We start from the raw sequence: 13,585 nt of genomic DNA, 5'->3' as shown, positions 1-13,585 counted from the left end.
TGTCCATCCGCCCTTATCGAAACCCTCATCGGCGCGTCCCGGAATGCGGACGGCCAGGAGAAGGATGAAACCAATGCCTCAATCGGCAGATAAAGTGCTCGACCACGCACCGCTGTTCCAGCAGCCCGAATACACCGAGATGCTGAAGAACAAGAAGGCCAAGTTCGAATGCGGCCACCCCGCAGACATGGTCAAGGAAATCGGCGACTGGACGAAGTCCTGGGAATACCGGGAAAAGAACCTGGCCCGCGAAGCGCTGACCGTGAACCCCGCCAAGGCCTGTCAGCCGCTGGGCGCGGTGTTCGCCGGCGCCGGCTATGAAAAGACCATGAGCTTCGTACACGGCTCGCAGGGGTGTGTCGCCTATTACCGCTCGCACCTGTCGCGCCATTTCAAGGAACCGTCTTCCTGCGTGTCCTCTTCGATGACCGAAGACGCGGCGGTGTTCGGCGGGCTGATCAACATGGTTGACGGTCTGGCCAATACCAAGGCGCTTTACGATCCCAAGATGATCGCGGTATCGACGACCTGCATGGCCGAGGTGATCGGCGACGACCTGAACTCGTTCATCCAGCAGGCCAAGGAAAAGGGATCGGTTCCGCAGGAATTCGACGTGCCCTTCGCCCACACCCCCGCCTTTGTCGGCAGCCATGTGGATGGCTATGACAACATGCAGAAAGGCATCCTGCAGAATTTCTGGGACAAGGCCGAGCGCACGCCGGACGAGGGGATCAACATCATCCCCGGTTTCGACGGTTTCGCCGTGGGCAACATCCGCGAGATGAAGCGCCTTCTGGCCGAGATGGGCGTCGAGGCGACGGTGCTGTCGGACGTGTCAGACGTGTATGACACCCCCTCCGACGGCGAGTTCCGCATGTATTCCGGCGGCACCAGGCTGGAGGATGTGGCCGCCGCGCTGAATGCCAAGGCGACCGTGTCGATGCAGGAATACTGCACCAAGAAGACGCTGGAATATTGCGCCGAGAAGGGCCAGGAAACCGCCGCCTTCCATTACCCGATGGGGGTGCAGGGCACCGACGAGTTCCTGATGAAGATGAGCGCGCTTGCCGGTGTCGAGATACCCGAAAGCCTGCGGCTGGAGCGGGGCCGCCTGATCGACGCGCTGGCCGACAGCCAGTCGTGGCTGCACGGCAAATCCTATGCCATCTACGGCGATCCGGATTTCGTCTATGCCATGGCGCGTTTCGTGATGGAGATGGGCGGCGAGCCCAAGCATTGCCTGGCCACCAACGGCAACAAGGACTGGGCCAAGAAGATGGCGGCGCTGCTGGCGTCCTCGCCCTTCGGCGCTGGCTGCCAGGTCTGGGCGGGCAAGGATCTGTGGCACATGCGCTCGCTTCTGGCGACAGAGCCGGTGGATATGCTGATCGGCAATTCCTACGGCAAGTATCTGGAGCGTGACACCGGCACCCCGCTGATCCGGCTGATGTTCCCGATCTTCGACCGCCACCATCACCACCGCTATCCGACCTGGGGCTATCAGGGCGCGCTGAACGTGATGGTCAAGATCCTCGACACGATCTTCGACAAGCTCGACGACGACACGATCGTGCCGGGCGAGACCGACTATTCCTACGATCTGACCCGCTGAGGGTTCGGCGGCCCCGGATCGCCCGGGGCCGCCTTTGCACATCGAAACGCATCACGGGGTGAGCGGAATGGGCGACGCGCTGAAGCAGAAAATTCAGGATGTGTTCGACGAACCGGCCTGCGGGCAGAACGTCAACAAATCCGAACAGCAACGCAAGAAGGGCTGCGCCAAGCCCCTGACGCCGGGTGCGGCGGCTGGCGGCTGCGCTTTCGACGGCGCCAAGATCGCGCTGCAGCCCATCGTCGATGTCGCCCATCTCGTCCACGCGCCGCTGGCCTGCGAGGGCAATGGCTGGGACAATCGCGGCGCCTCTTCCTCGGGCTCGCAGCTTTACCGCACCGGTTTCACCACCGACATGACCGAGCTTGATATCGTCATGGGCCATGGCGAGAAAAAGCTCTTCCGTGCCATCCGCGAGGTGATAGAGGCCCACGCCCCGCCCGCGGTCTTCGTTTATTCCACCTGCGTGCCCGCGCTGATCGGTGACGATATCGATGCGGTCTGCAAGGCGGCGGCAGAGAAATTCGGCACGCCCTGCATCCCCGTCAACGCGCCGGGCTATGTGGGCTCCAAGAACCTTGGCAACAAGCTGGCCGGCGAGGCGTTGCTGGATCACGTGATCGGCACGATCGAGCCGGAGGAATGCACGCCTTACGATGTGAACATCGTGGGCGATTACAACCTGTCGGGCGAGCTGTGGCAGGTCAAGCCGCTGCTCGACAGGCTTGGCATCCGTATCCTCGGCTCGATCACCGGCGATGCGCGCTACCGGCAGGTGGCGATGGCGCACCGGGCCAGGGTCACGATGCTGGTCTGCTCCAAGGCGCTGATCACGCTCGCCCGCAAGCTGGAGGAACGCTACGGCATCCCGTTCTTCGAAGGTTCCTTCTACGGCATTTCCGACACGTCCGACGCGATCCGCACGCTGTGCCGGATGCTTGTCGAACGCGGCGCCGACCCCGATCTGCTGGAACGGTGCGAGGCGCTGATCGCCGAAGAAGAGGCGAAGATCTGGGCCGAGCTGGAAACGCTTCGCCCCAGGGTCGAAGGCCGCCGGGTGCTGCTTTACACCGGCGGGCACAAAAGCTGGTCTGTCGTGTCGGCGCTTCAGGAACTGGGGATGGAGGTGATCGGCACCTCGGTCCGCAAGGCCACCGACGATGACAAGGACCGCGTGAAAGAGATCATGGGCGATGACAAGCACATGTTCGAAAACATGGCGCCCAAGGAAATGTACCGCCTGCTGAAGGATGCCGAGGCCGATGTGCTGATGTCGGGCGGGCGGTCGCAATTCGTGGCGCTGAAGGCGAAAATGCCCTGGGTCGATGTGAACCAGGAAAAGCACGAGCCCTATGCCGGCTATATGGGGATGGTCGATATGGTCCGCGCCATCGACCGCGCGGTGAACAACCCGATGTGGGCCGATCTGCGCGCGCCCGCGCCCTGGGAGGAAGACACCGGCCCGGTGCGCGTGATGCCCGAGCTGCGCGGCACCTGCCCGGTTTCGGGCGTGTCGAACGATGCCGTCGACTTCGAGGATTGCTGACATGGCCAAGCTTGTTCATCCCCGCCGCGCGCTGTCGACCAACCCGCTGAAATCCAGCGCCCCGCTCGGCGCCGCGCTGGCCTATCTGGGCATCGAGGGGGCGATACCGCTGTTCCACGGCTCGCAGGGCTGCACCGCCTTCGCGATGGTGCATCTGGTGCGCCATTTCAAAGAGGCGGTGCCGCTGCAGACCACGGCGATGAACGAGGTGTCCACCATCCTCGGCGGGGCTGATCAGATCGAAGAGGCGATCGAGAACCTGCGCAAGAAGTCAGCGCCGAAATTCATCGGCATCGCCTCGACCGCGCTGACCGAGACCCGCGGCGAGGATGTTCCGGGAGAGCTAAGGGAGATCATCGCCCGGCGCGCCGATTTCGCGGATACCAGGATCGTCTATGCCTCGACCCCCGATTTCGCCGGCGGGCTGGAGGATGGCTGGGCCAGGGCGGTCGAGGCCATCATCGACGCACTGGTGCCCGAGGTTGATCCGGTCTGGCATTCGCCCGAGCTGCGGCAGGTCAACCTGCTGGTGGGCAGCCATGCCACCCCGGCCGAGATCGAAGAGATGGTGCGGATGATCCGCGCCTTCGGCCTGACGCCGATCGTGCTGCCCGATATCTCCACCTCGCTCGACGGGCATGTGTCGGAAAGCTGGGCGGGCACGTCGCTGGGCGGCACCGCGCTGGCCGATATCGAGAAGGTGGCGCACAGCGCGTTTACCCTGGCGGTGGGCGAAAGCATGCGCCCGGCCGCCCGGCTGATCGAGGAACGCGCCTGCGTGCCCTACCGCGTGTTCCAGTCGCTGACCGGGCTGAAGCCGGTGGATGCCTTCGTGCGCACGTTGATGGGCCTGTCCGGCGTCGATGACGCCCCGCCCAGCATCAAGCGCGATCGGTCGCGGCTTCTGGATGCCTCGCTGGATGCGCATTTCCATATCGGCGGGCTGAAGCTTGCCGTCGGTGCCGATCCCGACCTTCTGTTCGCCCTGTCCAGCACGCTCGCCGGGCTGGGCGCCGAGGTGGTGACGGCGGTGACCACCTCCAACACCAACGGCATCGTCGAGCGCGTTCCGGCCGAAACCGTGATCCTGGGTGATCTGGGCGATCTGGAACGCGCGGCGAAAGAGGCGGGGGCGCAGATGCTGATCACCAACGCCCATGGCCGCCATGCCGCCCATGCCCTGCACCTGCCCTTGATCCGTGCCGGCTTTCCGATCTTCGACAGGCTGGGCGCGCAGGATATCTGCCGCGTCGGCTATCGCGGCACGCGGGCCTTTCTCTACGAAACCGCCAATGCCGTTCAGGCCCAACATCACCGCGCGCGCCCCGAGGATTTCGGCGCCGCCCCCATCAGCGAGGAGTTCGAACATGTCCCGCCGACTGCGTCTCATTGAGGCCGAGGCCCCGGCCGAAACCGGGGAAAAGCCCCTGCGCGTCGCGATTGCGACCAATAACATGGAGCATCTGAACGCGCATTTCGGATCGGCCCGCAAATTCGCGATCTATGATGTCACCCCCGAAAGCGCGTGGTTTGTCGAGGCCGTGGCCTTTGACGATGTCACCGGCCAGTCGGGCAAGCATGACGATATCGACGACAAGATCACCCCCAAGGTCGAGGCGCTGAAGGGCTGCGCGCTTTTGTTCGCGCTGGCCATCGGCGGCCCGTCGGCCGCCAAGGTGGTGAAGGCCGGCATTCATCCGATCAAGCGGAAGGACCCCGAGACCATTCAGGAGGTTCTGGAACAGGTGCAGGTGATGCTGAACGGCACCCCGCCGCCCTTCCTGCGCAAGATCCTGGGCCGCCCGGCCACGCCCGCAAGTTTCATGGACGATGAAGAGGAGTTGGTCTGATGACCACCATGACAGACACCGCCCCCCGTGGCGGCGAGATGACCGACAGCCCGTTCCTGAAACAGCTCGCCGCCGTGATCCGCGCCGAAGACAGCTATGGCACCTGGGACGAAAAGAGCGATGCCCAGATCCTGGCCGATTTCATCGTGACCAGGGAAGAGCGGCGCGAGATCCCGATCATCGGCGACCCTGATCCCGACGTGATGTGGCGGGTCGAGAAGTTCTATGACGCGATCGGCCTGATGATCGAAAAGCAGACCGGCTGCATGGCCAGCCAGATGAGCAAGATGAGCCACGAGGGCTTTGGCCGCATCGTGCTGATCGCGGGCAAGCTGGTGGTGCTGTCCAAGCACCTGCGCGACATTCACCGCTTCGGCTTTGAAACCTATGCCAAGCTGGGCGAGGCGGGCGAAAAGCTGACAGCGGATGCCGCCCAAACCATCGCGAAATACCCCGACGCGGCGAAGGGCTGAGGCAGGAGGGCAGAATGGAGATCGAAGAACTGCGGAAGAACGTCAAACGCCTGTCGATGCGGGCCACGGACGCCAAGATGAACCTGCATGACCTGAGCGAGGAGCTGCCGACCGACTGGCAGAAGATCCCCGAAGTGGCCGAGGCCACGTATGACGTGTTCAGGCAACTCGCCGAAGCGCGCAAAGCTTTGAGACAGGCAGAGAAAGCCTCTGCCTGACACGGAAAGGACCAGCCGATGCCGATCACAGCCTTCACCCGCGGCGGCACTGAATACACGCCGGAGTTTCTGGTCGCGATCAATGCCGAAACCTGCATCGGCTGCGGCCGCTGCTACAAGGTTTGCGGGCGCGAGGTGATGACGCTGAAAGGGGTCACCGACGAAGACGAAATCGTCGACCTTGATGACGAGGAATACGAGGATGACATCGAGCGCAACGTGATGGCCCTTGTGAACCCGGATGCCTGCATCGGCTGCGGCGCCTGTTTCCGGGTCTGCCCGACGAACTGCCAGACCCATGCTGTCGCCGACTGAAGCCGCCGCCTCGGGGGCCTGTGCCAACGCGCTGGTTCAGTCGGACTTCGCCTGTATCATCGATCATGCCCTGGCCGAACACGCGGCCGGGCGCGGGCCGTTGAGCGCGCTTCTGGGGCTGGGGCCCGAAGCGCTGGAACGGCTCTGCGCCAAATGGTTTTCCGGCATGGCGCTGCCCGATCTTTCGGTGCCCGCGCCCGCACCCGCCGCCGATCAGGAGGCGATCGCGCTGTTGCTGATCTGGCGCGGCGGCGACGGGTCCGAGGAAAGCCGGTGGCTGGCGCAGATCCTGGCCCGGCGCGCGATGGAAGGCAGCCACCTGTGGGAGGATCTGGGCCTGCCCGACCGCCGCGCGCTGGGCCATCTCATGGCCCGCCACTTTCCCCGGCTGGCCGAGGCCAACAGCCGGAACATGCGCTGGAAGAAGTTCTTCTATCGCCAGATCTGTTCCGACAGCGAGTTCGCCCTGTGCCTGTCGCCCAGCTGCGACGACTGCCCCGAAAAGGCCGAATGTTTCGCGCCCGACGGCGCCTGACATCCGACAATCGCCGCTTGTCGCGAATCTGTCATTGTCACAATCCCCTCACCGCGCTTCTCCCATGTTCCATTCCAACTCATTGAAAATGCGTTAATTTCCGTCTTGGCACGCGGCTTGCTTCTCTTTTGTCAAACGACATTGCTCAGACAGGAGAGATCACATGCTCGAACTTACCGAAACCGCCCGAACGGCCATCAAAACCGCCATCGACGGCGCCGGACAGCCCGTCGCGGGCCTGCGGATCATGGTCCAGGGGGGCGGCTGCGCCGGGCTGCAATATGGCATGGCGCTGGAACTGACCCGCGCCGAAGATGATGCGGTGATCGAGGCCGAGGGCGTGACCGTGCTGATCGATCCCGAAAGCCAGCCGCATCTGGAAGGCACGACGATCGATTTCGTGTCGGGGCTCGAAGGGTCCGGCTTTGTGTTCAACAACCCCAATGCCAGCAGCAGCTGCGGCTGCGGCAAATCCTTCTGCTAGGGAGCGCGGGCCATGTGGGAATATACCGAGAAGGTCAAAGACCATTTCTTCAATCCGCGCAACGCCGGGGCGCTGGCGGATGCCAATGCGGTGGGCGAGGTCGGTTCGCTGTCCTGCGGCGACGCGCTCAAGCTGATGCTGAAGGTGAACCCGGAAACCGAGGTTATCGAAGAGGCGAAGTTCCAGACCTTCGGTTGCGGCTCCGCCATCGCGTCGTCCTCGGCGTTGACCGAGCTTGTCATCGGCAAGACCATCGACGAGGCGCGCCGGCTGACCAATCAGGACATCGCCGAATTCCTCGACGGGCTGCCACCGGAAAAGATGCATTGCTCGGTGATGGGTCAGGAGGCGCTGACGGCCGCCGTGGCCGCCTGGCGCGGCGAGGATCTGGAGGATGACGATCACGAAGAGGGCGCGCTGATCTGCAAATGCTTCGCCGTGGACGAAGGCATGATCGAACGCGCGGTGCGCACCAACAAGCTGACCTCGATCGAGATGGTGACCCATTACACCAAGGCCGGCGGCGGCTGCAATTCCTGCCGCGAACCGCTCGAAGAGCTTCTGGCCGACGTGAATGCCGCGATGGTGGCCGAGGGTATGCTGAAGCCCGAAGAGGCGTTCGTGTTCGGCGCCGCCCCCGCGCCGAAGCCGAAAAAGAAAAAGGCGCAGGGCTTTGTCATCCCCGACATGCCGCCGGTCGCCGCCGCGCCCGCGCCCCAGGCCCCCGCGCCGATCGCGATCACGCCGCTGGCCGCGCCCGCGCCGGTTGCCGAGGCGCCCGCGCCCGCCGGCCGCACCCCCGCGCAGGAGGCGATCGCCATCGCCAGGGTGATCGAAGAGCTGCGCCCCGTCTTCAAGGCCGATGGCGGCGATGTGGAACTGGTGGATTTCGAGGGCGGGCTGGTTCTGGTCAGCCTGACGGGCGCCTGTTCGGGCTGCCAGCTTGCCAACCAGACGCTGGGCGGGCTGCAAAAGCGGATCGCCGAAACCCTGGGCCGTTCGGTCCGCGTGATGCCTGTGGCGAAGACCTGAGGGAGAGCTGAGCAATGACACCGGTATATCTGGACAACAACGCCACGACACGGGTCTTCCCCGAGGTGGTCGAGGCCATGGTACCCTATTTCACCGAACAGTTCGGCAACGCCTCGTCGATCCACGCTTTCGGGTCCGACGTGGGCGGCGCGCTGCGCCAGGCGCGCAGATCGCTTCAGGCGCTGATCGGGGCAGAGTTCGACCACGAGATCATCTTTACCTCCGGCGGAACGGAATCGAACAACACCGCCCTGCGCTCGGCCCTTGCGGCGAACCCGGAGCGCAATGAGATCGTCACCTCCACGGTCGAGCATCCGGCCATCCTGTCGCTGTGCGACTGGCTGGAAAAGCACGAGGGCGTGACCGTACACCGCATCCCCGTAGACAAGCAGGGGCGGCTGGACATCGACGCCTATCGCGCGGCGCTGGGGCCGAAAACGGCGCTGGTCAGCCTGATGTGGGCCAATAACGAGACCGGCACGATCTTTCCGGTCGACGGGCTGGCCGACCTCGCCCATGAGGCGGGCGCGCTGTTTCACACCGATGCGGTGCAGGCGGTCGGCAAGGTGCCGATTGATCTGAAAAGCACCGCGATCGACATGCTGTCGCTGTCGTCGCACAAGTTCCACGGGCCCAAGGGGCTGGGCGCGCTCTATGTGCGGCGCGGCACCCGTTTCCGCCCGCTGCTGCGCGGCGGCCATCAGGAACGCGGCCGCCGGGCGGGCACCGAGAACGCGCCGGCCATTGTCGGGCTGGGCAAGGCCGCCGAAATGACCATGGCCACCATGACCGACGACATGGCCCGCATCACCGCGCTGCGCGACCGGCTGGAAAAAGGGCTGGTGCAGGCGGTGGGCCATTGCTTCGTCACCGGCGATCCGTATGACCGGCTGCCCAACACCTCGACCATCGCGTTTGAATATATCGAGGGCGAGGCGATCCTGCTGCTGCTGAACAAGCAGGGCATCGCGGCCTCGTCGGGGTCGGCCTGCACCTCGGGCTCGCTCGAGCCCAGCCATGTGCTGCGCGCGATGGAGATTCCCTTCACCGCCGCGCATGGCGCCATCCGCTTTTCGCTCAGCCGCGAAACCACGGATGCGGATGTCGACCGTGTGCTCGACGCCGTGCCCGCGATCATCGACCAGCTGCGCGAGATGTCGCCGTTCTGGTCGCGCGATGGTGCCGCGCCGCAAACCTTCGATCCGGCCTACGCCTGAGGAGCCCGCCATGACCGCTGACATGCCGTTCAACCCGCTTCCCCGCATGACGCCCAAAGGGCCCGTTACCTTCTGCGACACGACGCTGAGGGATGGCGAGCAGACCGCCGGTGTGGCCTTTTCGCTGGACGAAAAGCGCGCCATCGCGCGGGCGCTGGACGGGGCCGGGCTGACGGAAATCGAGGTGGGCGTGGCGGCGATGGGCTATGGCGAGATCGCCGATATCCGCACCATCGCCTGCGAATTGCGGCGCGCGGTGCCGGTGGTCTGGTGCCGGCTGCGCATGGTGGATCTGGATTATGCGCATAAATCCGGGGTGCGGCGGCTGCATTTCGCCGTGCCCGTGTCGGAGCGGCAGTTGATGGGCAAGCTGCGGGTCGATCGCCACTGGGCCCGGCGCAACACCGTGGAGCTGGTGCATACCGCCGTCAGCCGCGGGTTCGAGGTGTCGGTGGGCGCCGAGGATGCCAGCCGCGCCGATCCCGCCTTCGTGGCCGAGATTGCGCAGTTGGCCCAGGCTGCGGGCGCGATGCGTTTCCGGCTGGCCGATACGCTGGGCCTGCTGGATCCGTTTTCGACCCACGCGCTGGTCTCCTATCTGGTGCCGCGCATCGCGTTGCCGATCGAATTTCACGCCCATAACGATTTCGGCATGGCCACGGCCAATACCCTGTCCGCCGCCGCCGCCGGGGCCAGCCATCTTTCGGTGACGGTCAACGGACTGGGCGAGCGTGCCGGCAATGCCGCGCTGGAAGAGGTCGCCGCCGCGCTGGAGGCGGCTGGGGTGAACACCGGCATCGCGCTGCGGCGGCTGCATGCGCTTTCGGCGCTGGTGGCGCGCGCCTCGGGGCGGCCGCTGCCGGTGTCCAAGCCGATCGTCGGCGAGGGTGTGTTCACCCATGAGGCCGGCATTCACGTCGACGCGCTGCTGAAGGATCGCGGCACCTATGAAAGCGATGGCCTGGCCCCGGCGCGGTTCGGACGCGCGCATCAGGTGGCGATCGGCAAGCATTCGGGCATCGCCGGCCTGCGCAACGCCCTGGCCGAGGCCAACCTGCCCAGTGACGAGCACACCGCCCGCGCCCTGATCCCGCTGTTGCGCAGCTGGTCGGTGCAGATGAAACGCGCGGCGAATTCCGCCGATCTTGCCGGGCTTGTGGCCCAGGCGCAGCGCGGCGGACGCCGCAGCGGAAGGGGGGCGCAATGACACAGAGCCTTGCACAGCTTGTCGCCAGCGATTTCGCATCGATCCGCGCCCGCGATCCGGCGGCGCGGGGGCCGGTGGAAACGGCGCTGTGCTATCCCGGCCTGCACGCCATCGTGGCCTACCGGGTAGCGCATCGGCTGTGGCGGCGCGACTGGCGCATGGGCGCGCGGATCCTGTCATATCTCGCGCGGATGCTGACCGGCATCGACATTCACCCCGGCGCGAAGATCGGCCCCGGTTTCTTCATCGATCACGGCGCGGGCGTTGTCATCGGCGAAACCGCCGAGGTGGGCGCCGATGTCACGCTGTACCACGGCGTCACGCTGGGCGGTGTGTCCTGGTCCGAGGGCAAGCGCCACCCGACGCTGGGCGACGGCGTTCTGGTCGGGGCGGGGGCCAAGGTTCTGGGCCCGGTCGAAATCGGCGCAGGCGCGCGTGTCGGCGCGAATTCCGTGGTGGTTTCGGATGTGCCGCAAGAGGCAACCGTGATCGGCGTGCCCGCTCGCATCGTGCAGACCGAGCGCCCCAAATCCACCGATCCGCTGCGCGTCGATCTGAACCACCACCTGATCCCCGATCCGGTGGGCCGCACCCTGGCCCGCCTGGCCGACCGCATCGCCTTTCTCGAGGCGCGGCTGGCCGAACACCGCGCCACGACGGTGCACACGGTCGTCCGCGACAGCGCCGACACCCGAAACGAATGCCAACCCCACTGACCCGACAGGAGAGCAAAACATGACCAAGTTTGAAGGCAACACCGTACTCGACCATTTCAGCACGCTGTCCTCGGCCGAAGATTTCTTCGTCTATCTGCTGCTGCCCTTCGACCAGGAAGTGCTGCATGTGGCCCGGCTGCATATCATGAAGCGGATGGGCCAGTATCTGGCGAAGACCGATTTCAGCGGGATGGAGGACGAGGTGGTGTTCCTCGAGGCCCGCAAGCACCTCAAGCGCGCCTATCTGGATTTCGTCGAGTCTTCGCCGTTGCAGGAGAAGGTCTTCAAGGTCTTTGCCGACAAGGCCGCCGAGCAGGCCGCCAAATACGTCAGCATCGACAGCATCGCGCTGGTCGCCGAGTGATCCGCCGCAAACAAGGAGCCTGACCGATGGACGCCCCCGAAACCCCGACCGATGGTCTGAACATCGTCGTATGTATCAAGCAGGTGCCGGATTCCGCGCAGATCCGTGTGCACCCGGTGACCAACACGATCATGCGCCAGGGGGTGCCCACGATCATCAACCCCTATGACCTGTTCGCGCTGGAAGAGGCGATGCGCCTGCGTGATCAATATGGCGGGCAGGTCACCGTTCTGTGCATGGGTCCGCCCATGGCCGAAGACGCGCTGCGCCGCGCGCTGGGGCTGGGTGCCGACAAGGCGGTGCTGATCACCGACCGCCGCTTTGCCGGGTCCGACACGCTGGCGACGTCTTTCGCGCTGGCCACGGCGCTGACGCGGCTGGGCGCGGATCACCCCGTCGATATCGTGTTCACCGGCAAGCAGACCATTGACGGCGATACCGCCCAGGTCGGCCCGGGCATCGCCAGCCGGCTGGAACTGAACCAGCTGACCTATGTCTCCGCCATCGACACGCTGGATCAGGGCAAGGGCGAAATCGTGGTGCGTCGCCGGGCCGAGGGCGGGGTGCAGGTGCTGAAATCGAAGCTGCCCTGTCTGATCACCATGCTGGAAGGTTCGAACGAGATCCGCCGCGGCTCTGTCGCCGACATGTTGCGCGCGGCCCGGGCCGAGCTGACCGTGTGGTCCGCCGAAGAGGCGGGTGTCGAAGACGTGATGATGTGCGGCCTGCGCGGCTCGCCCACTGTCGTGAAACGCGTTTTCGCCCCCAGCGCCCGTGACGAACAGGCCGAGATGGTCACCGTCGAAGGCAAGCAACCCGCGCAGATCGGCGATGCCATCATCGACCTGATCTTCGCCGCCCAACCGAAACTGGAGGCGGATCTCTCCGCCGCCCTGAACTGAAGGAGCGCGCCATGGCTGCCCAACCGCCGAACAAGAAACCCGCCGGCCGCGCGGGGATGAAGAAAGAGCTGCCCGAGAAGTTCAGATCCTACAAGCATGTCTGGGTGTTCGTGGAGCTGGAGCGCGGCAAGGTTCACCCCGTATCGTGGGAGTTGATGGGCGAGGGCCGCAAGCTGGCCGACAAGCTGGGCGTTGATCTGGCGGGTGTGGTGCTCGGCCCGAAATCCGACGAAACCCGGCAGGCGATCAAGGAAACCTATCACTATGGCGCCGACGTTTGTTATATCTGCGAAGATCCGGCGCTGGCCGACTATCGCAACGAACCCTACACCAGGGCGCTGACCGATCTGGTCAACACGCACCAGCCCGAAATCATGCTGCTGGGCGCAACCACGCTTGGCCGCGATCTGGCCGGTTCGGTGGCAACCACGCTGAAAACCGGGCTGACGGCGGATTCCACCGAGCTTGACGTGGATGACGAGAAAAGCCTCGCCGCCACCCGCCCGACGTTCGGCGGCACGCTGCTGTGCACCATTCACACGCTCAATTTCCGCCCTCAGATGGCCACGGTGCGCCCGCGCGTCATGGCCATGCCAGAGCCGGACCGCAGCCGGTCGGGCCGCATGGTCTGGCATTCGCTGAAGATGGACGAGGCCGATATCGTCACCAAGGTTCTGGAATACGTGGCCGATGCCACCACCGACGACGCCAACCTGGCCTATGCCGATATCGTGGTGGCCGGCGGCATGGGCCTGCGCGTGCCCGAGAATTTCCGGCTGGTCACGCGGCTGGCCGATGTTCTGGGCGGCGAATACGGCTGTTCGCGCCCGGTGGTGCAGAAAGGCTGGTTGCCCGCCGACCGCCAGATCGGCCAGACCGGCAACACGATCCGGCCACGGCTATATATCGCTGCCGGCATCTCGGGCGCGATCCAGCACCGTGTCGGGGTCGAGGGCGCGGATCTGATCGTCGCCATCAACACCGATCCCGCCGCCAAGATTTTTGAATTCGCCCATATGGGTGTCGTCGCCGATGCGCTGACCGTTCTGCCCGCGCTTGCGGATGCGTTCGAGCGGCGTCTTGGCCGCCGCGCCATGGCCAGTTGAAGGAGGCT

16 protein-coding genes are annotated in these 13,585 nt (G+C 65.1%); all 16 read left to right on the top strand.

Going from position 1 to position 13,585, the window contains the following annotated elements; translation table 11 throughout:
• Positions 1-73: 73 nt before the first annotated feature.
• The 16 genes from nifK to GGR17_RS02350 all read left to right on the top strand — a co-directional run bounded on the left by nifK (position 74) and on the right by GGR17_RS02350 (position 13,577).
• Positions 74-1,612, top strand: a complete 1,539-nt coding sequence (nifK, locus tag GGR17_RS02425; RefSeq protein WP_054538236.1) for a nitrogenase molybdenum-iron protein subunit beta — start codon at positions 74-76, stop codon at positions 1,610-1,612.
• Between the two features lie 67 nt (positions 1,613-1,679).
• On the top strand, positions 1,680-3,158 hold the full coding sequence (gene nifE, locus GGR17_RS02420; protein ID WP_082386523.1) for a nitrogenase iron-molybdenum cofactor biosynthesis protein NifE: 1,479 nt from the start codon (positions 1,680-1,682) through the stop codon (positions 3,156-3,158).
• Between the two features lies 1 nt (position 3,159).
• Positions 3,160-4,551: a nitrogenase iron-molybdenum cofactor biosynthesis protein NifN gene (gene nifN, locus GGR17_RS02415; protein WP_054538237.1), complete on the top strand. Its 1,392-nt coding sequence runs from the start codon at positions 3,160-3,162 to the stop codon at positions 4,549-4,551.
• Complete coding sequence (gene nifX / locus GGR17_RS02410) at positions 4,526-5,008, top strand: nitrogen fixation protein NifX (RefSeq protein WP_054538238.1); 483 nt, start codon at positions 4,526-4,528, stop codon at positions 5,006-5,008. Before nifN ends, nifX begins: the two co-directional genes overlap by 26 nt.
• Entirely contained in the window at positions 5,008-5,481 is a 474-nt protein-coding gene (locus GGR17_RS02405; protein WP_037205999.1) for a NifX-associated nitrogen fixation protein, read from the top strand. The genes nifX and GGR17_RS02405 overlap by 1 nt, the downstream gene beginning before the upstream one ends.
• A gap of 14 nt (positions 5,482-5,495) precedes the next feature.
• The gene (locus GGR17_RS02400) at positions 5,496-5,699 is read left to right on the top strand and encodes a CCE_0567 family metalloprotein (RefSeq protein WP_054538239.1); all 204 of its coding nucleotides are present in this window, start codon (positions 5,496-5,498) and stop codon (positions 5,697-5,699) included.
• An 18-nt stretch (positions 5,700-5,717) separates the two neighbouring features.
• Positions 5,718-6,014: a ferredoxin III, nif-specific gene (fdxB, locus tag GGR17_RS02395; RefSeq protein ID WP_081940106.1), complete on the top strand. Its 297-nt coding sequence runs from the start codon at positions 5,718-5,720 to the stop codon at positions 6,012-6,014.
• The gene (locus GGR17_RS02390; RefSeq protein WP_054538240.1) at positions 5,998-6,549 is read left to right on the top strand and encodes a nitrogen fixation protein NifQ; all 552 of its coding nucleotides are present in this window, start codon (positions 5,998-6,000) and stop codon (positions 6,547-6,549) included. Before fdxB ends, GGR17_RS02390 begins: the two co-directional genes overlap by 17 nt.
• Before the next feature lie 163 nt (positions 6,550-6,712).
• On the top strand, positions 6,713-7,033 hold the full coding sequence (locus GGR17_RS02385; RefSeq protein ID WP_037206008.1) for a HesB/IscA family protein: 321 nt from the start codon (positions 6,713-6,715) through the stop codon (positions 7,031-7,033).
• A 12-nt stretch (positions 7,034-7,045) separates the two neighbouring features.
• Entirely contained in the window at positions 7,046-8,065 is a 1,020-nt protein-coding gene (gene nifU, locus GGR17_RS02380; RefSeq protein ID WP_054538241.1) for a Fe-S cluster assembly protein NifU, read from the top strand.
• 14 nt (positions 8,066-8,079) lie between these two features.
• Positions 8,080-9,282, top strand: coding sequence for a cysteine desulfurase NifS (nifS, locus tag GGR17_RS02375; protein WP_054538242.1), 1,203 nt, complete (start codon positions 8,080-8,082; stop codon positions 9,280-9,282).
• A gap of 10 nt (positions 9,283-9,292) precedes the next feature.
• On the top strand, positions 9,293-10,489 hold the full coding sequence (gene nifV / locus GGR17_RS02370) for a homocitrate synthase (RefSeq protein WP_157445514.1): 1,197 nt from the start codon (positions 9,293-9,295) through the stop codon (positions 10,487-10,489).
• Complete coding sequence (gene cysE, locus GGR17_RS02365) at positions 10,486-11,205, top strand: serine O-acetyltransferase (protein ID WP_037211006.1); 720 nt, start codon at positions 10,486-10,488, stop codon at positions 11,203-11,205. Before nifV ends, cysE begins: the two co-directional genes overlap by 4 nt.
• 19 nt (positions 11,206-11,224) lie before the next feature.
• Entirely contained in the window at positions 11,225-11,569 is a 345-nt protein-coding gene (gene nifW / locus GGR17_RS02360; RefSeq protein ID WP_037211009.1) for a nitrogenase stabilizing/protective protein NifW, read from the top strand.
• A gap of 26 nt (positions 11,570-11,595) precedes the next feature.
• A complete protein-coding gene (locus GGR17_RS02355; RefSeq protein WP_207642693.1) occupies positions 11,596-12,471 on the top strand; it encodes an electron transfer flavoprotein subunit beta/FixA family protein in 876 nt (291 codons plus the stop codon).
• An 11-nt stretch (positions 12,472-12,482) separates the two neighbouring features.
• Entirely contained in the window at positions 12,483-13,577 is a 1,095-nt protein-coding gene (locus GGR17_RS02350) for an electron transfer flavoprotein subunit alpha/FixB family protein (RefSeq protein ID WP_037211011.1), read from the top strand.
• Positions 13,578-13,585 lie beyond the last annotated feature (8 nt).

It is taken from the genome of Actibacterium naphthalenivorans, from assembly GCF_014196965.1.
Lineage (GTDB): Bacteria > Pseudomonadota > Alphaproteobacteria > Rhodobacterales > Rhodobacteraceae > Actibacterium_A > Actibacterium_A naphthalenivorans.
This window is presented reverse-complemented; position numbering and strand designations above follow the sequence as displayed.

Excerpts from the sequence above, each read along its gene's own strand:
- nifK (WP_054538236.1), top strand. The coding sequence starts at position 74 with ATGCCTCAATCGGCAGATAAAGTGCTCGACCACGCACCGCTGTTCCAG.
- nifE (WP_082386523.1), top strand. The coding sequence starts at position 1,680 with ATGGGCGACGCGCTGAAGCAGAAAATTCAGGATGTGTTCGACGAACCG.
- nifN (WP_054538237.1), top strand. The coding sequence starts at position 3,160 with ATGGCCAAGCTTGTTCATCCCCGCCGCGCGCTGTCGACCAACCCGCTG.
- nifX (WP_054538238.1), top strand. The coding sequence starts at position 4,526 with ATGTCCCGCCGACTGCGTCTCATTGAGGCCGAGGCCCCGGCCGAAACC.
- GGR17_RS02405 (WP_037205999.1), top strand. The coding sequence starts at position 5,008 with ATGACCACCATGACAGACACCGCCCCCCGTGGCGGCGAGATGACCGAC.
- GGR17_RS02400 (WP_054538239.1), top strand. The coding sequence starts at position 5,496 with ATGGAGATCGAAGAACTGCGGAAGAACGTCAAACGCCTGTCGATGCGG.
- fdxB (WP_081940106.1), top strand. The coding sequence starts at position 5,718 with ATGCCGATCACAGCCTTCACCCGCGGCGGCACTGAATACACGCCGGAG.
- GGR17_RS02390 (WP_054538240.1), top strand. The coding sequence starts at position 5,998 with ATGCTGTCGCCGACTGAAGCCGCCGCCTCGGGGGCCTGTGCCAACGCG.
- GGR17_RS02385 (WP_037206008.1), top strand. The coding sequence starts at position 6,713 with ATGCTCGAACTTACCGAAACCGCCCGAACGGCCATCAAAACCGCCATC.
- nifU (WP_054538241.1), top strand. The coding sequence starts at position 7,046 with ATGTGGGAATATACCGAGAAGGTCAAAGACCATTTCTTCAATCCGCGC.
- nifS (WP_054538242.1), top strand. The coding sequence starts at position 8,080 with ATGACACCGGTATATCTGGACAACAACGCCACGACACGGGTCTTCCCC.
- nifV (WP_157445514.1), top strand. The coding sequence starts at position 9,293 with ATGACCGCTGACATGCCGTTCAACCCGCTTCCCCGCATGACGCCCAAA.
- cysE (WP_037211006.1), top strand. The coding sequence starts at position 10,486 with ATGACACAGAGCCTTGCACAGCTTGTCGCCAGCGATTTCGCATCGATC.
- nifW (WP_037211009.1), top strand. The coding sequence starts at position 11,225 with ATGACCAAGTTTGAAGGCAACACCGTACTCGACCATTTCAGCACGCTG.
- GGR17_RS02355 (WP_207642693.1), top strand. The coding sequence starts at position 11,596 with ATGGACGCCCCCGAAACCCCGACCGATGGTCTGAACATCGTCGTATGT.
- GGR17_RS02350 (WP_037211011.1), top strand. The coding sequence starts at position 12,483 with ATGGCTGCCCAACCGCCGAACAAGAAACCCGCCGGCCGCGCGGGGATG.